Source organism: Campylobacter troglodytis (assembly GCF_006864425.1).
In the GTDB taxonomy this organism is placed as follows: Bacteria; Campylobacterota; Campylobacteria; order Campylobacterales; family Campylobacteraceae; genus Campylobacter_D; species Campylobacter_D troglodytis.
The window spans coordinates 1-13,798 of sequence record NZ_QHLI01000035.1 but is presented as its reverse complement, the minus strand read 5'-3'; the positions used below and the strand labels follow the sequence as shown (position 1 = coordinate 13,798).

The following is a 13,798-nucleotide window of genomic DNA, read 5'->3' as shown; positions in this document are numbered from 1 at the left end:
AAACTTCCGTGTAAGTTATGCTAACTCAGCCACAAAATAGCACCTTACGGTCTGCATTCAAAGACAAGCACTTCGTTTTAAGATCATGTATCGCAAAGTTAGATTGATTTAAATTCAATTCCAGTTATTAAGCTTAGATAATTAAAGATGGATGGTACGAAATGAAAACTTTTGTAAAAAGCACCACACCCAGGCTTAGTTAGCACTTTGTTAAGCCCTTTTGCTAGCAGTTACGAGTGCAAGAAAGCAAAAAAATACTTCGTAATTTCTTAAATTATATCTGCTAAATTTGAAAACGAAATTCTGTTTTTCGCAGAACTTAACTTAACATCCCTTTGGTTTAAGTTTAACCTAGCCTTGATCTATTGTTATATTATTAGGTAATTGAAATTGGCTCAAGCTACTTTAATAGGATTTTCTCTTATCAACTTTAATAAAATTTGATGAGAATTTTGCCCTAAATTTTTAGTGTTATATCTAAATTCAGTTTCTTTTAAGTGAAGGATAAAAATTTCTTTCTACCTCTAAATTTAGCAAGTCTAAATTTAGCAAAGCCACTTCTGCTTACATTTGCGAGTTTGTAACACGAAACAAAAAAATTCACAATTTCGTTTATGTGGTTTCATCCATTTGCAAACTCGTTTTTTGTTGTGTTTTACTCTATAATGTACCCTTGCTCCTTCTTGCAAAGGAAGGGGCATAGCGTTGTAAAAAATCAACCAAGGCACCGCAGCCTTTGAAGCTTTTCTGTAAATCTCGCATTCGTTAAGCTCTGCAAAGTCTTTTATTATAGGTAGCAACTCTTTGTCCAAGCAATGTTTTATCATCTGCGTATAAATGCTAGCCTAGTGCTTTAGCATCCCTTCTCGCAAAGGGACGAGTGTGTAGCACGAAGTAAAAACTTTTGCGATCAGCTCTACGCCCACGCTTGCCACGCACTATGCGAGCCCCTTCTACTACGCAGTTGTGAGTGTAACGAAGCAAAAAATAACTTTCATCAACTTCGATTTCACCGCTCATTTTTTAAAGAAACTTCGTTTTGCTGATTTTTTCACACTCTTTTGCTATTAAAAGCTTGTTGCACTATCCTATTCACGCAAGGGCGAGAAACCTTGCAAAGAGGGCGATTTTGCTTACGCAAATATCAGCACAAAAGCACTCTAAAATTGATTAAATTTTTGCTTTTAAATGTAGGACAAAAATATATACTAAGATCGATTTTATCAAGCTTTGGGCTGTAATTATATTAGCTAAAAGTATCAATCGCCATATTTTTTAAAAATGAACCTATAAATTTAAGTCTTATGAAGCATTTGACAGTTTTGAAAAAAGCTTTGTAAGCCTTATAGGCTTTCAAGCAAATTCAAGGCATTTTTTGTGCAAATTTTACCCTCTTTTAAATCAATCTTTTCTATATAAAAATCTATATATGGCAGATAAAACTCACTTGCAAAGCCTTTTTTTACAAGATTTTCATCGCTTTTGATTAAAAAAAGATGATTACGAGATTCTAAAATGTCTTTGACAACGCCGAGCAAAAGCTCATTTTCAAGGACTTTTAGCCCAATAATGTCAAAATAAAAATACTCATCTTTTTTTAGCTTACAGCTTTTGCGGCTTTCCTCAACACTTTGAAAAAGCTCTAAATTCACCAAAGTTTTAGCAGCCTCAACGCTCTCAAAGCCCTCAAGCAGCACATTCTCGCCTTGCTTTTCTTTTATGGTGTAAGCCTTGTTTTCTTTGTCAAAAAAGCAAACACCTCTTTTAAACTGCTTGGGAAAATCGCTAAGATTGTGAAGTTTCACAAAGCCCTGAACGCCAACAACCCGCCCAAGCCTTGCCACAAGCACAAGCTCATTCTTCAAGGCTTTTAACGCTCACGCGGTAATTTGTGGAGTCCTTGCTCTTACAAGCTCCAATGACGGTTTTAATGGCATTTATCATCTTGCCGTTCTTGCCTATGAGCTTTCCTGTGTCTATTTTATCAGCATAGATGATGATTTCTGCGAAATTCTCGCCAAGCTCCACACGTTGCGTTTTAATCTTTTCTGGGTAATCGGCTATGAGAGTGGCGTATTCTCTTAAAAAATCCTCTACCATTTTACTTACTTGTGATGGAAGCGACTTTTTCGCTAAGTTTTGCACCCACGCCTTGCCAGTATTTAAGGCGTTCGGCGTCAAATTTTACGACCTCTGGCTCGCTCATAGGATTATAATACCCTATGCTTTCTATCCACGAGCCGTCCCTTCTTTTGCGGCTGTCTGTTACAACGATGCGGTAAAAGGGCTTTTTCTTTCGCCCCATTCTTGTTAGTCTAACGACTGTCATTTTTGCTCCTTAGTTTAAGTTTCATTTATAAACACCAAGATGCTTATAAATGAAAATTAAGCTCAAAATTTTGCTGAATTTAAACTTAAATTCAAGCAAAATTCAAATTTAAAATCGCATTATAGCAAATTTTTATCTTTCTTTGCTACAAAATGCCAAATTCAACGCTTTTTTAAATGGTCTTTAAAAAATCTTGTTTTTAAATTGGCTATTTTTCAAACAAGTATTGATTTTAGACAAAATGTCATATTGGTTATTCCCAGCGTGTGCCAAGAATCCACGCATTTATTGAGAAATGCCTTAAATTTACGGCTTCTTCGCCCATAGGCTCAAAATGACAAATCAACACTTTTTTGAAAAAGAGCCTTTAAATTTAAATTATTTTTAAAAAAGCTAAATTATCTGCCAAAGCCAGCCCTTGCATTGCCCATCATAGACATTAAATTTTGCATTCCGCCCTTGCCAGAAAATCTTTTAGCAAGTTTGGCTGCATTTTCAAACTGCTTGAAAAAACGGTTCACTTGCATTTGCGAAAGCCCAGCCCCAGCTGCTATCCTAGCCTTGCGGGAGTTGTTTAAGAGGCTTGGGCTTTGCCTTTCCTTTGGAGTCATAGATGAAATCATCGCCTTGATATGCACGATTTCTTTTGAGTTTTCTAGGTCCAAATCCTTCACTTGATTTGCAAGCTGCGACATCCCAGGTATCATACCAAGCAAGGACTTCATCGAGCCTAGCTTTTTCACGCTTTCCATTTGAGCTAGAAAATCCTCAAAATTAAACTCGCCCTTTTTGATTTTAGCACCGATTTTTTTAGCCTCTTTTTCATCAATCACAGCTGCTGTTTTTTCAGCCAAACTTGCTAAATCTCCCTCGCCCATAATGCGAGAGACTATCCTCTCAGGGATAAACACCTCTAAATCCGCCACCTTCTCGCCCGTGCCTATGAAACGAAGTGGGAGATTAAGCTGTCTAGCTATGCCAAGTGCTACGCCGCCTTTGGTATCTGCGTCAAATTTGCTTAAAATCACGCCCGTAAGGCTTAATCTTTCATCAAAGCTAGTCGCTGTTTTTACCCCATCTTGCCCACTCATCGCGTCCGCGACATAAAAAATCTCATCGGGTTTTAAAGCTTCTTTTATGTCTTTAAGCTCGCTCATTAGGGCTTCATCGATTGCAAGACGTCCTGCGGTATCCACAAGCAAGACATCAAAAAGCCCTTCTTTTGCCCTTTGCAAGGCTTTTTTAGCGACAGTTAGGGCATTGTTTTCATTTTCTATGAAAAAGAGCTCAAGCTCGTTTGCACCGCAAAGCTGACGCAACTGCTCCACAGCTGCAAGCCTTTGCAAATCGCAAGCTGCGATTAAAACCTTTTTTTGCCGAAGTTTGAGATAGTTTGCAAGTTTGACCGTGCTTGTTGTCTTACCCCCACCTTGCAAACCACACATAAGCACCACAGTTGGAGGCTTTGAGGCATATACAAAGCCTTGATTCTTGCCCTTTGCGGTTAGAACCGTCTCTAAATTTGATTTCACAGAGACTAAAAAGTGCTTTTGCCCTATGCCTTTGGCTTTTACCTCAGTTTCTATCAAGGAAAGTAGCTCTTTTACGACCTTGTGATGCACATCAGCCTTTAAAAGTGCCTTTTTTAGCGTTTCTATGGCGTTTTTGAGTGCCTTTTCATCATCTACAAAGCGAAGTTTATTTATGGCTGTTTTGAAAGAATCGCCTATTAATTCAAACATTTTTACCTTTCTTTAAATTTAGCCTTAATCAAGCTTAAAATTTCAATAAATCACCGTGCTATTTTTGCAAAAACAAGAGGACACCTTTGTTTTTATGCCACAGCCTTGCTTATAGATTTTTGAGATAATTTAAATATATCTTAGTGTCAATATTTTCTAGCTTTTCAGCACTATAAAAAAGCAAGGGCTCTTGAGGCAAGGCATTTACAGCCTTGATAGTTAAAAACAGTGGCAGCAAAATGCGTTGCATAGCACTTTCATTTGCACTGTCATATGGCTTGTAATCATTCTTACTTCCGCCCAAAGTTACGATCATTCCCACCTTTTTACCTGAGATGACAGTGTTTGTTTGAGTATAAAGAGGGGTTAAAACCTCATCTTGCCAGCTTTTTAGGATAGCAGGTGCAGAATACCAAAAAAGAGGAAATTGCCAAACTATCTTATCGGCCTTTGATAAATCCTCATGTTCTCTTGCTATGTCTATTTTGTCATCAGCATATCGTTCATGTAGCATACTAAGAGTTATGTCTTGCTCGTTTTTTAAGCTATCAAGCAGAGTTTTGTTGGCTTTGGACCTGTCAAAATAACTGTGTGCAAAGATTATATGTGTCATATTTTACTCCTTTTAAAATTCTTTTAAAATGTGCATTATATCTAAATTTGGCTTTCTTTTAAGCCAAAGGCAAAAATTTTTTGAATTTAAATTGAGCTAGCAAATTTATTTTATTAGCAAAAAATTCAAGGTTTATTGACTTGAATTTTAAAGTTTTATAAATTTAATTGCTTTTAGCAGTGTAGCTTGTGAATTTTTAAGCTTATTGTGTGCTGTTAAAAGCTTGATGTTTTATAAAAAAGCGTAAATATGCCATACAATCTTATAATTCCTAGCCTCTTAAAGCAAATAAAGTTTTTTACAATGTGGAGCTTAGCTTTAAATTTACAACTGCACTCCACAAACTACACAGGTCCTAATAAACTTTGTTTTAGCACATAAGTTTTGATATGTTTCATTAAAATAGATAAAATTGTTTTTTTGCAAAGCAGCTTTTCATTTTACAGGATCTTAAAGCTATCTTGGGCTAAATTTATACAGATAAAATTCAAGCTTGTTTTAAATTTGCAAATTTTTTAAATCAAAGCCAAAGTCATTGAAACTCTCATCTAAATTCGCCCTAAAATGATAGTTAAAAATTCCTAACTCAAAGCTATGCAAAAACATTCTTTTAGCCCTGCTTTTGGCATATTTTTCATCGCCTATTATGCCGTGTTTTATAAAGGCACAATGCACACGAATTTGATGGGTTCGTCCCGTGCTTATTGTAGCCTTAACGAGAGTTTTCTTGCCACTTACAAGCAAGGGTGTGAGCGTGGTTTTAGCCTCTAAGCCCTCTTTGCTTACCTTGCTATAAGCGCTTTGTCTTGTTTTTTTTGTCAAAATAGGCTCGTTTATGGCTATTTCATCACACAAGATTCCACTAACTATTGCCAAATAGCACTTCTTAACCCTTTGCCTTTTAAATTCCTCTATGCAAGAAGCACGAAAAGCCTCATCCTTGTAAAGCAAGACCACCCCACTTGTTTCTTTATCAAGCCTGTTTAAAAGGTGAGCCTTAAATTCACGCTCTAAATCCTCGCTTACCTTTCCAAAGGGCTTGTTTAGGGCTATGATTTTATCATCCTCAAAGATAAGCCTTGCCTTTTGAGGCTTTGTAATGACAAAGCGTGAATTTTCGCTCATTAAAGTGCGAGCTAGTAGCAGCTTTTTGCCATTTACAAAGACCAAACCGCTATCAATTAGCTCTTTGGCTGCATTGTTTGAAATTTTTTCTTGTCTAGCTAGAATCTTATAAGCCTTATCTTGCATCAATGCCCCTTTGAATGCTTTGTAAAATGGGGCTTAAATCGATTTTGTTTTTAAGGCTTGTTTTTTGGGAATGGCTTTTTACAAGCTCGTTGAATTCGCTTAAATCCTTGCAAATTCGCACACCCTCAAGGCTTTCATAAAGGGGGATTTGATTGTGTATGAATGCACCTGAGATTAAGGGCTTATTAAGGGCGGCAATTTCCACAGGATTATGCCCACCTATGCCCTCGATAAATGAGCCACAAAGCACAGCCAAATCACAAATGGCATAAAAATTCACAAGCTCGCCCAAGGCATCAAGGACTAAAATATCAGCCTTAAACTCGCTTTTTAGGTCTAAGTTTTTTAAATTTAGCTCACTAAAAAGGCTAAATTCAAGCCCCTTTTGCCTTGCATAATCTTTCACAAGCCTTGCTACCTTGTCAAAGCGTTCAGGATGACGCGGGGCGATGACGAGTTTTTGCCCCTTTGCGAGAGTAAAATTTGACAAAAGCAAGCTTTCCTCATTCTCGTGCGTGCTAGCAAAGATGATAAGCCTTGAATTTAGCTTTGTGTAAGCCTTGCTTGGCTTTATAACTGTGTTTGTCTTTATGTTTCCTAAGACTTGCACCTTGCAAGCACCTAAATTTTCAAGCCTTTCTTTGTCAGCCTCGCTTTGAACGTAAATCTCATCTATGTAAGAAAAGATTTTTTTGTATAAAAAGGCGAATTTTTGGTATTTGGGATAGGATTTTTGCGAGATTCTTGCATTTATTAAAAGGGTTTTTGCACCTTTGAGTTTTGCGACAAAAAAAAGCATTAGCCATAACTCAGCCTCAAATACCACAAGCACCTTGCAGGGCGAAAACCAAAGGGGGATGAAATTTTCAAAGGGCAAGAAATTCACAGCCTTTGAGTGCCTTTTTGCCTCATCAAAGCCTGTTTGAGTGATGACAGAAATGCGGCTTTCAAACTCGCTTATTAGGGGCAAGATGGCTCTCACCTCCCCAAAGGAACAGGCGTGAAAATGCACGCTTGCAGGTGCTTGTTTGGGATTTTTGTAAAGGAAAAAGCGAGATTTAAAACTTTGCCTGTGCTTTTTGCTAAAAAAAGACACAAGCAAGAGTGGCAAGGCACAAAGAACCCACACAAGCCAAGAAAGGATGAAATAAAAGGCTATCAAAGCTCTTGTGCGTCCTCGCCGGCGACAATTATCTTTTTGCTAGGCTTTTTAGGCTCATTGTTTTCGGTGCTACCGGGCTCCTTGTAAAGAATTCGCCCGCAGTGAGGACAAGTAACAATCTCCTCGCTTTTAAGCACTGCTAGATAGGTCTTATCGTAGATTTTCATAAAACAGCCATAGCAAGCTTGCTTTCTAACAGGCACTACGGCTGTGTTTTTCGCCCATTTGCGAATCTTTTGATAAAAGCTTAAAATCTTTTGATTCATCACGGAAACTAACTTACTTTTTTTCTCATCAATGACATTTCTTTGCTTTTCAAGCTCTGCTATCTCGGCATTTATGCTACTTTCAAGCTCGCTTAAAGCCTTGATTTGAGCCTCTTTTTCTTGCTCGCACTCTTTTTTAAAGCCTTCCTTGCTTTCTAAAATCTTATCAAGGCGGTTAATTTCCTCGTTGGCTGCGTCAAGTTGTTCTTTGGCTATGTCCTCTTCGATTTTAAGGGCATTTGCTTCCTTTTCTGTCTTTACAGCACCTACCTTTTTGGCGATGTCCTCAATCTTCGCACCAAACTCGCTTATATGAGCGTTTGCTCCAACTTTTTGAGCCTCAAGCTCTTTGATTTCAATGTCAAAGTCTGCTAGCTTTTGCTCAAGCCTTGCTATTTTGTGCTTTGCCTCTTTTAAGGGCTTTGAGATAGCTTGAATTTTAGGCTCAAAGCTGTCAATTTCCGCATCAATTTGCGAGAGGGAGACAAGTTGTTCTAGGTATTTATTCATCGTTTTTCCTTTAAAAATATCCAAAGGGATTTTTTGAAACACATATTATAGTTTGTATTTGCAAATTTTGCAAGTGTTTTTGCAAGGATTTTGCAAAACAGCTCTCGCTTTCGTAATGTCCTATGTCAATAAGCGACAAGCCGCTTTCAAGTGCGGCTAGGGCTTGATGGTATTTTAAATCCCCTGTTAAAAAGCAAGTTACTTTGTGCTGTGAATTTATGGCACAAGCATTGTTTGAGAGGATTTTTTCAATCAAATCCCCACCGCTACCCGTGCAAATGGCAAGCCTTTTTATACGCTCTTTTCCTGCAAAGCTGAATTTTAAACTCTTTAACTCTAATTTTTGCTTTAAAAACTCCAAAAATTCATTAAATTTCATATCAATGTCCGCGTAAATGATAAATTTATCTTTATCTGCGATTTTAAGTCCTAAGACCTGCTCGGTAAAATAAGCATTTAAATGACTTAAATCATAGTTTGTGTGCATTGAAATAAGGCTTTGATTTTTTAAAATCATCTTTTTAAGCAGTTTTTGTGGGTATTTATCCCCTGCTAAGTCCTTTAAACCCTTGAAAATCAAGGGATGATGAGTGATGAAAAGCGAATTCTCATCGGCATTTTCAAGCAAATTTTCATCTATGTCAAGGCTTAGATAAATCTTTTGAATTTCATCATTTAAATTCCCAAGCAAAAGCCCACTATTATCCCACTCCGCTTGCATATCAAAGGGGCTTAGTTTGTCTAAAAATTCATAGATTTTAGCTAGTTTCATTTGAAAATATCCTCGCGTTATTTTAAATACACTTTTGAATTTTATCAAAATTTTATTGCAAAGCTCTTAAATTCGCTTTGATAGTAAGCCACAAATTCTAGTATTTGCGGTATGGCTGTACTTGTTTTTTAAGATTTTTGGAATGTTAGCGGGCTTGTCGTCCGTGCATTTCAAAAATCTTAAAATCACGCGCATCGCATACTCACCCAACGGGTTGCAAGCGTAGCGAAGCAAAAAGATGAATTTTTAAAAAGCCAAGCCGTTCTACTTGCTTTGCATATAAATTTCCGCACAATTTTTGGATAGCTCTCTAATTTTAAGCATATAATCTTGCCTTTGAGTTACGCTAATTGCCCCTCTTGCGTCTAAAAGATTAAAGCTATGTGCTGCAAGTAAGCAGTAATCATAAGCAGGCAGGGCAAAGCCACTTTCAAGCACGGCTTTGCACTCTTTGTAAGCATTTTCAAACTGCAAATTCAAGCTTTCAACCGAGCTTAACTCGAAATTATACTTGCTATACTCAAACTCGCCTCTTTTATGCACATCCTTATAAAGCACCTTTTCGCCTCTAAATTCATTCCAAACTATCTCATAGACATTATCCACATCTTGCAAATACATAGCTAGCCGCTCCAAGCCATAAGTTATCTCCACACTAACTTGCTCTACGGCAATACCGCCCACTTGTTGAAAATAGGTAAATTGCGTAATTTCCATACCATCAAGCCACACCTCCCAGCCAAGCCCCCAGGCTCCAAGGCTAGGGCTTTCCCAGTTATCCTCCACAAAGCGAATGTCGTGGTTTTTTAGATCAAACCCCAAGGTTTCAAGGCTTTTAAGATATAAGGTTTGAATTTGATCAGGGCTAGGCTTGATGAGAACTTGAAATTGATAGTAAGCACCCAAGCGGTTGGGGTTTTCGCCGTAACGTCCATCGCTAGGACGGCGACTAGGTGCTACATAAGCAACCGCCCAAGGCTTGCTATCAAGGCTTCTTAAAAAGGTAGCAGGATGAAAGGTGCCAGCCCCTGATGGCATATCATAGGCTTGCATTATAACGCAACCTTCTTTTTGCCAAAAGTTTTGTAAATTTAAGATGATTTGTGAAAAGGTCATTGCTTTGCCTCGTTTTGAGCTGAATTTTGAGTGCTTGGCGTTGAATTTGTAGCATTTTGAGCTGAATTTTGAGTATTAGGGACTGAATTTACTGAGCCTTGATCCTTATTTTCAGTGTTTGGTGTTGAATTTTTAGCCACCTCAGCGTTTAAGCTTTGATTTGTTGGGCTTTGAGGGGGAGGTGTTGAGTTTTTGCTTTGATTGAAATTATCCACAGCTTTGTTCCACATAAGCTTATATTTTCGTTTTAAAAACTCTACTTCTTCTTGAGCCCTTGAAAGTTGCTCGTTTAAAATGTCTATTGTTTTTCTATCCTCATCATAAATTTCTTGCATAGAATAAAGTGCATCCCTTAAAAATTTATTCTCATTTTTTAAAGAATCAAGAGTTTCATCCTTTGCATCAAGCACCTTTTCGTGCAAATTTAAAATAGTTCCTATGGTCTTTTCTACAAAGCTCTCACCTGCTAGACTTATGCTGTTTATGGGGGTAGCCTCACTTGATCCCTTTGGGACAATAGAGAATGTGCCTTGATTTGCCTCTATGTAAATCTTGCCATCCTCTTCTTTGAAATTCAAAGAACCCTTTGCCATCATAGCCTTAACAGCATCCTCATTTAAATGAACAAGCTTGCAAAACTCGTTTAATTCCAAATATGTTTGCATCTAATCCTCTCTTATTAGCACTTCAACTGTTTTTGAATCTTTTATTAATTTTTCTTCTTGCAATTTTCTATCCTCTTTTAGAGCAAGGGCTAAGCTCTCATCATTTAAGGCTAAAATTTGCAAGGCCAAATAGCCAGCATTTGCCGCCCCCGCCTTTCCGATCGCCAAAGTAGCCACAGGAATGCCTCTTGGCATTTGCACGGTTGAAAAAAGAGCATCCATACTTGCTAGATTTGTCCCAGGCATTGGTACGCCAAGAACAGGCTTTGTGGTGTGTGCTGCGATCGCACCTGCTAGATGTGCTGCCATTCCAGCTGCTGCAATAAATACCTTTGCACCCTTTTTTTCGGCTTCCTTGACATAAGAAGCCGTGCGTTCTGGGCTTCTGTGTGCTGAGCTGATAATTATCTCGTATTTCACGCCAAATTTTTCAAGCACCTTACTAGCCTCGACAATCACCTCATAATCACTTTTTGATCCCATAATAATACTTACAAAACCCATCAAAGCTCCTTTCTTAAAAAGCTAAATTCAGGCAGAGGCTGGGGCAGTTTTATCTCATTTTCATTGCCGCTGTGAATTTCTTTAAAATCTTTTTTGTTTCTTGCTACAAGCTTTTTAAATTCAACAAAATATCTCCCCGCATCCTCATATACCAAACCTGTGTCATTGTCGCATTTAATAATGCTTGAATTTAAAGGAGACATGATTTCATAGGGGGTATTTAGCCTCACAAGCCCTTTGCATTTAAAAAACTCCCCATCCTCGCTTAAAGCACAAACTTGATGAGTGCCTTCTTGCAAACTTGTTTTGAAATTTTGAGTATCAAGTTTTTCATAGGCACGAGATACTAAGTACCCGTCTGTAAAGCCTCTGTTTTTAAGTGTGTTAATTTCTTCTTCATACTTAGAGGCTTTAAATTCGCCTCTTATAGTATCTAAAATAGCCATTTTATAAGTGCGAGCAGTTAGTGCTACGTAGTATTCGCTTTTGGTGCGACCTTCTATTTTAAGGGCATTTATGCAACCAGTTTTTATTATTTTTTCAATCTGAGTGCTTAAATTTAAATCCTTTGAGTTAAAAATGTGTGTGCCTTGTTCATTTTCTTCTAGGCGAAAAAGCGTGCCGTTTTCTTTATTTTTAGCGTAAAGCTCATACTCAAAGCGGCAATCATTCGCACAAGAGCCACGGTTGCTTTGTCTGCCGCTTTGCACCGCACTTATGAGGCAACGACCCGAGTAGGCAAAGCACATAGATCCGTGTACAAAGGCTTCAAGCTCTATGTCGCAGTTATCTTTGATCATTTGTGCGTCTTTAAGTCCTAATTCACGGGCAATGACGATTCGTTTTGCTCCCATTTCCTTGTAACACAAGGCATCTAAATAATTTAACACATTTGCTTGAGTTGAGATATGAAGTGGAATTTCAGGGGCTAACTCTTTTGCCAAACGCACAGCACCCAAGCTAGCTACTATGAAGGCATCAGGTTTCATCTGCTTTAATCTTAAAATATGCCTTTTTAAATTTTCAAGCTGGGAGCTAAAATGAAAGCCATTTATTGTTACAAAGAGCTTTTTATTTAGAGAGTGGGTGTAGTTTATAGCCTCTTCAAAGCTTTCATAATTAAACTCCCTCGCACTTCTTTGCCTTAAAGAAAAATTGCTAAGTCCTGCATAAACAGCATCTGCGCCGTAAGCTAATGCGATTTTAAGCTTGGTGAAATTTCCAGCAGGGGCTACAAGCTCAGGGACTATCACTTCTTTTGCCTCAAACTTGCTATAAGATCCTCTATATCATCCTCATCGACTAGATCAGAAGTGGTATCTCCTGGTATATGAACGGCTGAGCTTACCCTTTTATCATCATCTATCTTGCCCTCAAACAAAGAACTCATATAGCGGTTTAAGGCACGCATGACATTAATAGCCCTTTCTATCTTTTGGCGGTGAATGTCTTGATACTGCATAGTATCCATAGCCACAAAGACCTCATCTTGTCCTTGTTGCAAAAAGCCTGTTACTTCCTCGCTTAAATTTTTACTTGTTTGATTATTATCAAGGGCATCTTTAAAGCTCATAACATGGGGGAATTTTTCGCTTAGTATGGTGAAAAGCTCTACATTTTTTTCAAGGCTTTGAGTGATATTTTTAAGGGAAAGCTCTGATTGAGAAAAGAATTTATTCATAGCATCAAGCCTATCCATAAGCTCTATAGCCTTTTCCTCGCTATCTTTGGTAACCTCATCAAGCTGATGAACTACTTTGTGCTCACTGCTTGGTGCTGGTGGAGGCCAGGCAGGATTTGAGCTACTATCTGCTTTGCCTACTTCGTCTATATTTACATCATCTGCACTATCCACCAAGGCGTCTAATTCTTCTTGAGTCATCATTTGTCCTTTAATCTAAAATTTGCATTATAGCATAAAAAATTCATTTTTTGTTAGCAAGTAGCTAAAAAGGGCTAGGGGGAAGTTAAGCCCTTGAGGGCTTAAATTTAAGCTTATGTTGTTTTAATTTTGCAGATCTTATTTGAGCTTTTTTTAAATGCTATTTTTTAAAAAAGTGTTGTTTTATCACATAAACTCATTATTTTCAGCTTTAACAAGAAAGGAATTTATCAGCTTACAAGGCTAGGCAAAAAGAACTTTTTTAAAAATTTAGCTTGCAAAAGAAGCTATGTTTTTAAAGACCTAGCATAGACTTGATAAAACTGTCATTGCGAGTTTGAGAAGCAAAGAAACTTTTTTAAGTGCTATATTTTGAGCTTCTTCATTCAGTTTTGCTGCCCCAAAATAACAAGGATAGCTTTTGGTTTTTTTCGCAAATGATCAGTATGACAAATGGGGGCTTGAGATTCTTCGCTCGCTTTGCTCCCTCAGAATGACAATTTTTCTTGGCTCAAGACAACTTAAGCGGATTTTGGCTTATCAACTTTAATAAATTTTGATAAATATTTTGTCTCAAAATTTTCGTCTTAATTCTGTTTCCTTTACATGAAGGACAAAATTTTCTTTTTTAATTCCTTTAAATTTGCTTAATCTATGCTTGGCAAAGCCCCAGAAATTCTCAATTGCATTTATGTGATTTGTGCCTTTTGCAAACTCATTTTCCCTATGTCTTACTCTATAACTTTGCTCCTTCTTGCAAAGTTACGAGTGCGTAGCACGAAGTAAAAAATCAACTAAACCATCATAAATAGCCAAGCAATCACTATAAAATTCTGTCTTGCTCATATCACTCAAATTCCTTATTATAGGTAATAGCTCGCTAGCAGAGCAAGCTTTTACAATCTGAGTATAAACTTGCCCATTTCGTTTTAGCATATCTTCTCGCAGAGTTACGAGTGTGTAGCACGAAGTAAAAAACTGGTGTT

At 37.6% G+C, this 13,798-nt stretch carries 14 protein-coding genes and 3 pseudogenes; all 17 read right to left on the bottom strand.

Annotated elements, in window-relative coordinates; all coding sequences use genetic code 11:
• Positions 1-395 precede the first annotated feature (395 nt).
• Positions 396-803: pseudogene (locus DMC01_RS16655) on the bottom strand (hypothetical protein); the annotation flags it as partial.
• 37 nt (positions 804-840) lie between these two features.
• Positions 841-1,020 (bottom strand): hypothetical protein, encoded by a 180-nt coding sequence (locus tag DMC01_RS15175; protein WP_246059130.1) that lies wholly within the window; start codon positions 1,018-1,020, stop codon positions 841-843.
• A gap of 323 nt (positions 1,021-1,343) precedes the next feature.
• Positions 1,344-1,865: a ribosome maturation factor RimM gene (gene rimM / locus DMC01_RS08045; RefSeq protein WP_142693728.1), complete on the bottom strand. Its 522-nt coding sequence runs from the start codon at positions 1,863-1,865 to the stop codon at positions 1,344-1,346.
• Entirely contained in the window at positions 1,855-2,100 is a 246-nt protein-coding gene (locus DMC01_RS08040; protein ID WP_142693727.1) for a KH domain-containing protein, read from the bottom strand. The genes rimM and DMC01_RS08040 overlap by 11 nt, the downstream gene beginning before the upstream one ends.
• A 1-nt stretch (position 2,101) precedes the next feature.
• The gene (gene rpsP / locus DMC01_RS08035; RefSeq protein ID WP_142693726.1) at positions 2,102-2,329 is read right to left on the bottom strand and encodes a 30S ribosomal protein S16; all 228 of its coding nucleotides are present in this window, start codon (positions 2,327-2,329) and stop codon (positions 2,102-2,104) included.
• Between the two features lie 398 nt (positions 2,330-2,727).
• Complete coding sequence (gene ffh, locus DMC01_RS08030; RefSeq protein ID WP_142693725.1) at positions 2,728-4,071, bottom strand: signal recognition particle protein; 1,344 nt, start codon at positions 4,069-4,071, stop codon at positions 2,728-2,730.
• A gap of 109 nt (positions 4,072-4,180) precedes the next feature.
• Positions 4,181-4,684, bottom strand: a complete 504-nt coding sequence (locus DMC01_RS08025) for an NAD(P)H-dependent oxidoreductase (RefSeq protein ID WP_142693724.1) — start codon at positions 4,682-4,684, stop codon at positions 4,181-4,183.
• Between the two features lie 498 nt (positions 4,685-5,182).
• Positions 5,183-5,935: an RluA family pseudouridine synthase gene (locus DMC01_RS08020; RefSeq protein WP_142693723.1), complete on the bottom strand. Its 753-nt coding sequence runs from the start codon at positions 5,933-5,935 to the stop codon at positions 5,183-5,185.
• Positions 5,925-7,097 carry a lipid IV(A) 3-deoxy-D-manno-octulosonic acid transferase gene (gene waaA, locus DMC01_RS08015; RefSeq protein ID WP_142693722.1) on the bottom strand — a complete coding sequence of 391 codons (1,173 nt, stop codon included), beginning with the start codon at positions 7,095-7,097 and terminating at the stop codon, positions 5,925-5,927. Before waaA ends, DMC01_RS08020 begins: the two co-directional genes overlap by 11 nt.
• Positions 7,094-7,873 carry a zinc ribbon domain-containing protein gene (locus tag DMC01_RS08010; protein ID WP_142693721.1) on the bottom strand — a complete coding sequence of 260 codons (780 nt, stop codon included), beginning with the start codon at positions 7,871-7,873 and terminating at the stop codon, positions 7,094-7,096. Before DMC01_RS08010 ends, waaA begins: the two co-directional genes overlap by 4 nt.
• Positions 7,874-7,883: 10 nt before the next feature.
• On the bottom strand, positions 7,884-8,645 hold the full coding sequence (locus tag DMC01_RS08005) for a Nif3-like dinuclear metal center hexameric protein (protein ID WP_142693720.1): 762 nt from the start codon (positions 8,643-8,645) through the stop codon (positions 7,884-7,886).
• A 264-nt stretch (positions 8,646-8,909) separates the two neighbouring features.
• The gene (glyQ, locus tag DMC01_RS08000; protein WP_142693719.1) at positions 8,910-9,761 is read right to left on the bottom strand and encodes a glycine--tRNA ligase subunit alpha; all 852 of its coding nucleotides are present in this window, start codon (positions 9,759-9,761) and stop codon (positions 8,910-8,912) included.
• 203 nt (positions 9,762-9,964) lie between these two features.
• Positions 9,965-10,426, bottom strand: a pseudogene (locus DMC01_RS07995) (DUF3972 domain-containing protein); the annotation flags it as partial.
• Positions 10,427-10,930, bottom strand: coding sequence for a 5-(carboxyamino)imidazole ribonucleotide mutase (gene purE / locus DMC01_RS07990; RefSeq protein WP_142693718.1), 504 nt, complete (start codon positions 10,928-10,930; stop codon positions 10,427-10,429). It lies immediately after the preceding pseudogene.
• Positions 10,930-12,183, bottom strand: coding sequence for a peptidase U32 family protein (locus DMC01_RS07985; protein ID WP_142693717.1), 1,254 nt, complete (start codon positions 12,181-12,183; stop codon positions 10,930-10,932). The genes purE and DMC01_RS07985 overlap by 1 nt, the downstream gene beginning before the upstream one ends.
• Complete coding sequence (locus tag DMC01_RS07980) at positions 12,180-12,812, bottom strand: chemotaxis protein (protein WP_142693716.1); 633 nt, start codon at positions 12,810-12,812, stop codon at positions 12,180-12,182. The genes DMC01_RS07985 and DMC01_RS07980 overlap by 4 nt, the downstream gene beginning before the upstream one ends.
• A gap of 511 nt (positions 12,813-13,323) precedes the next feature.
• Positions 13,324-13,798: pseudogene (locus DMC01_RS15170) on the bottom strand (hypothetical protein); the annotation flags it as partial.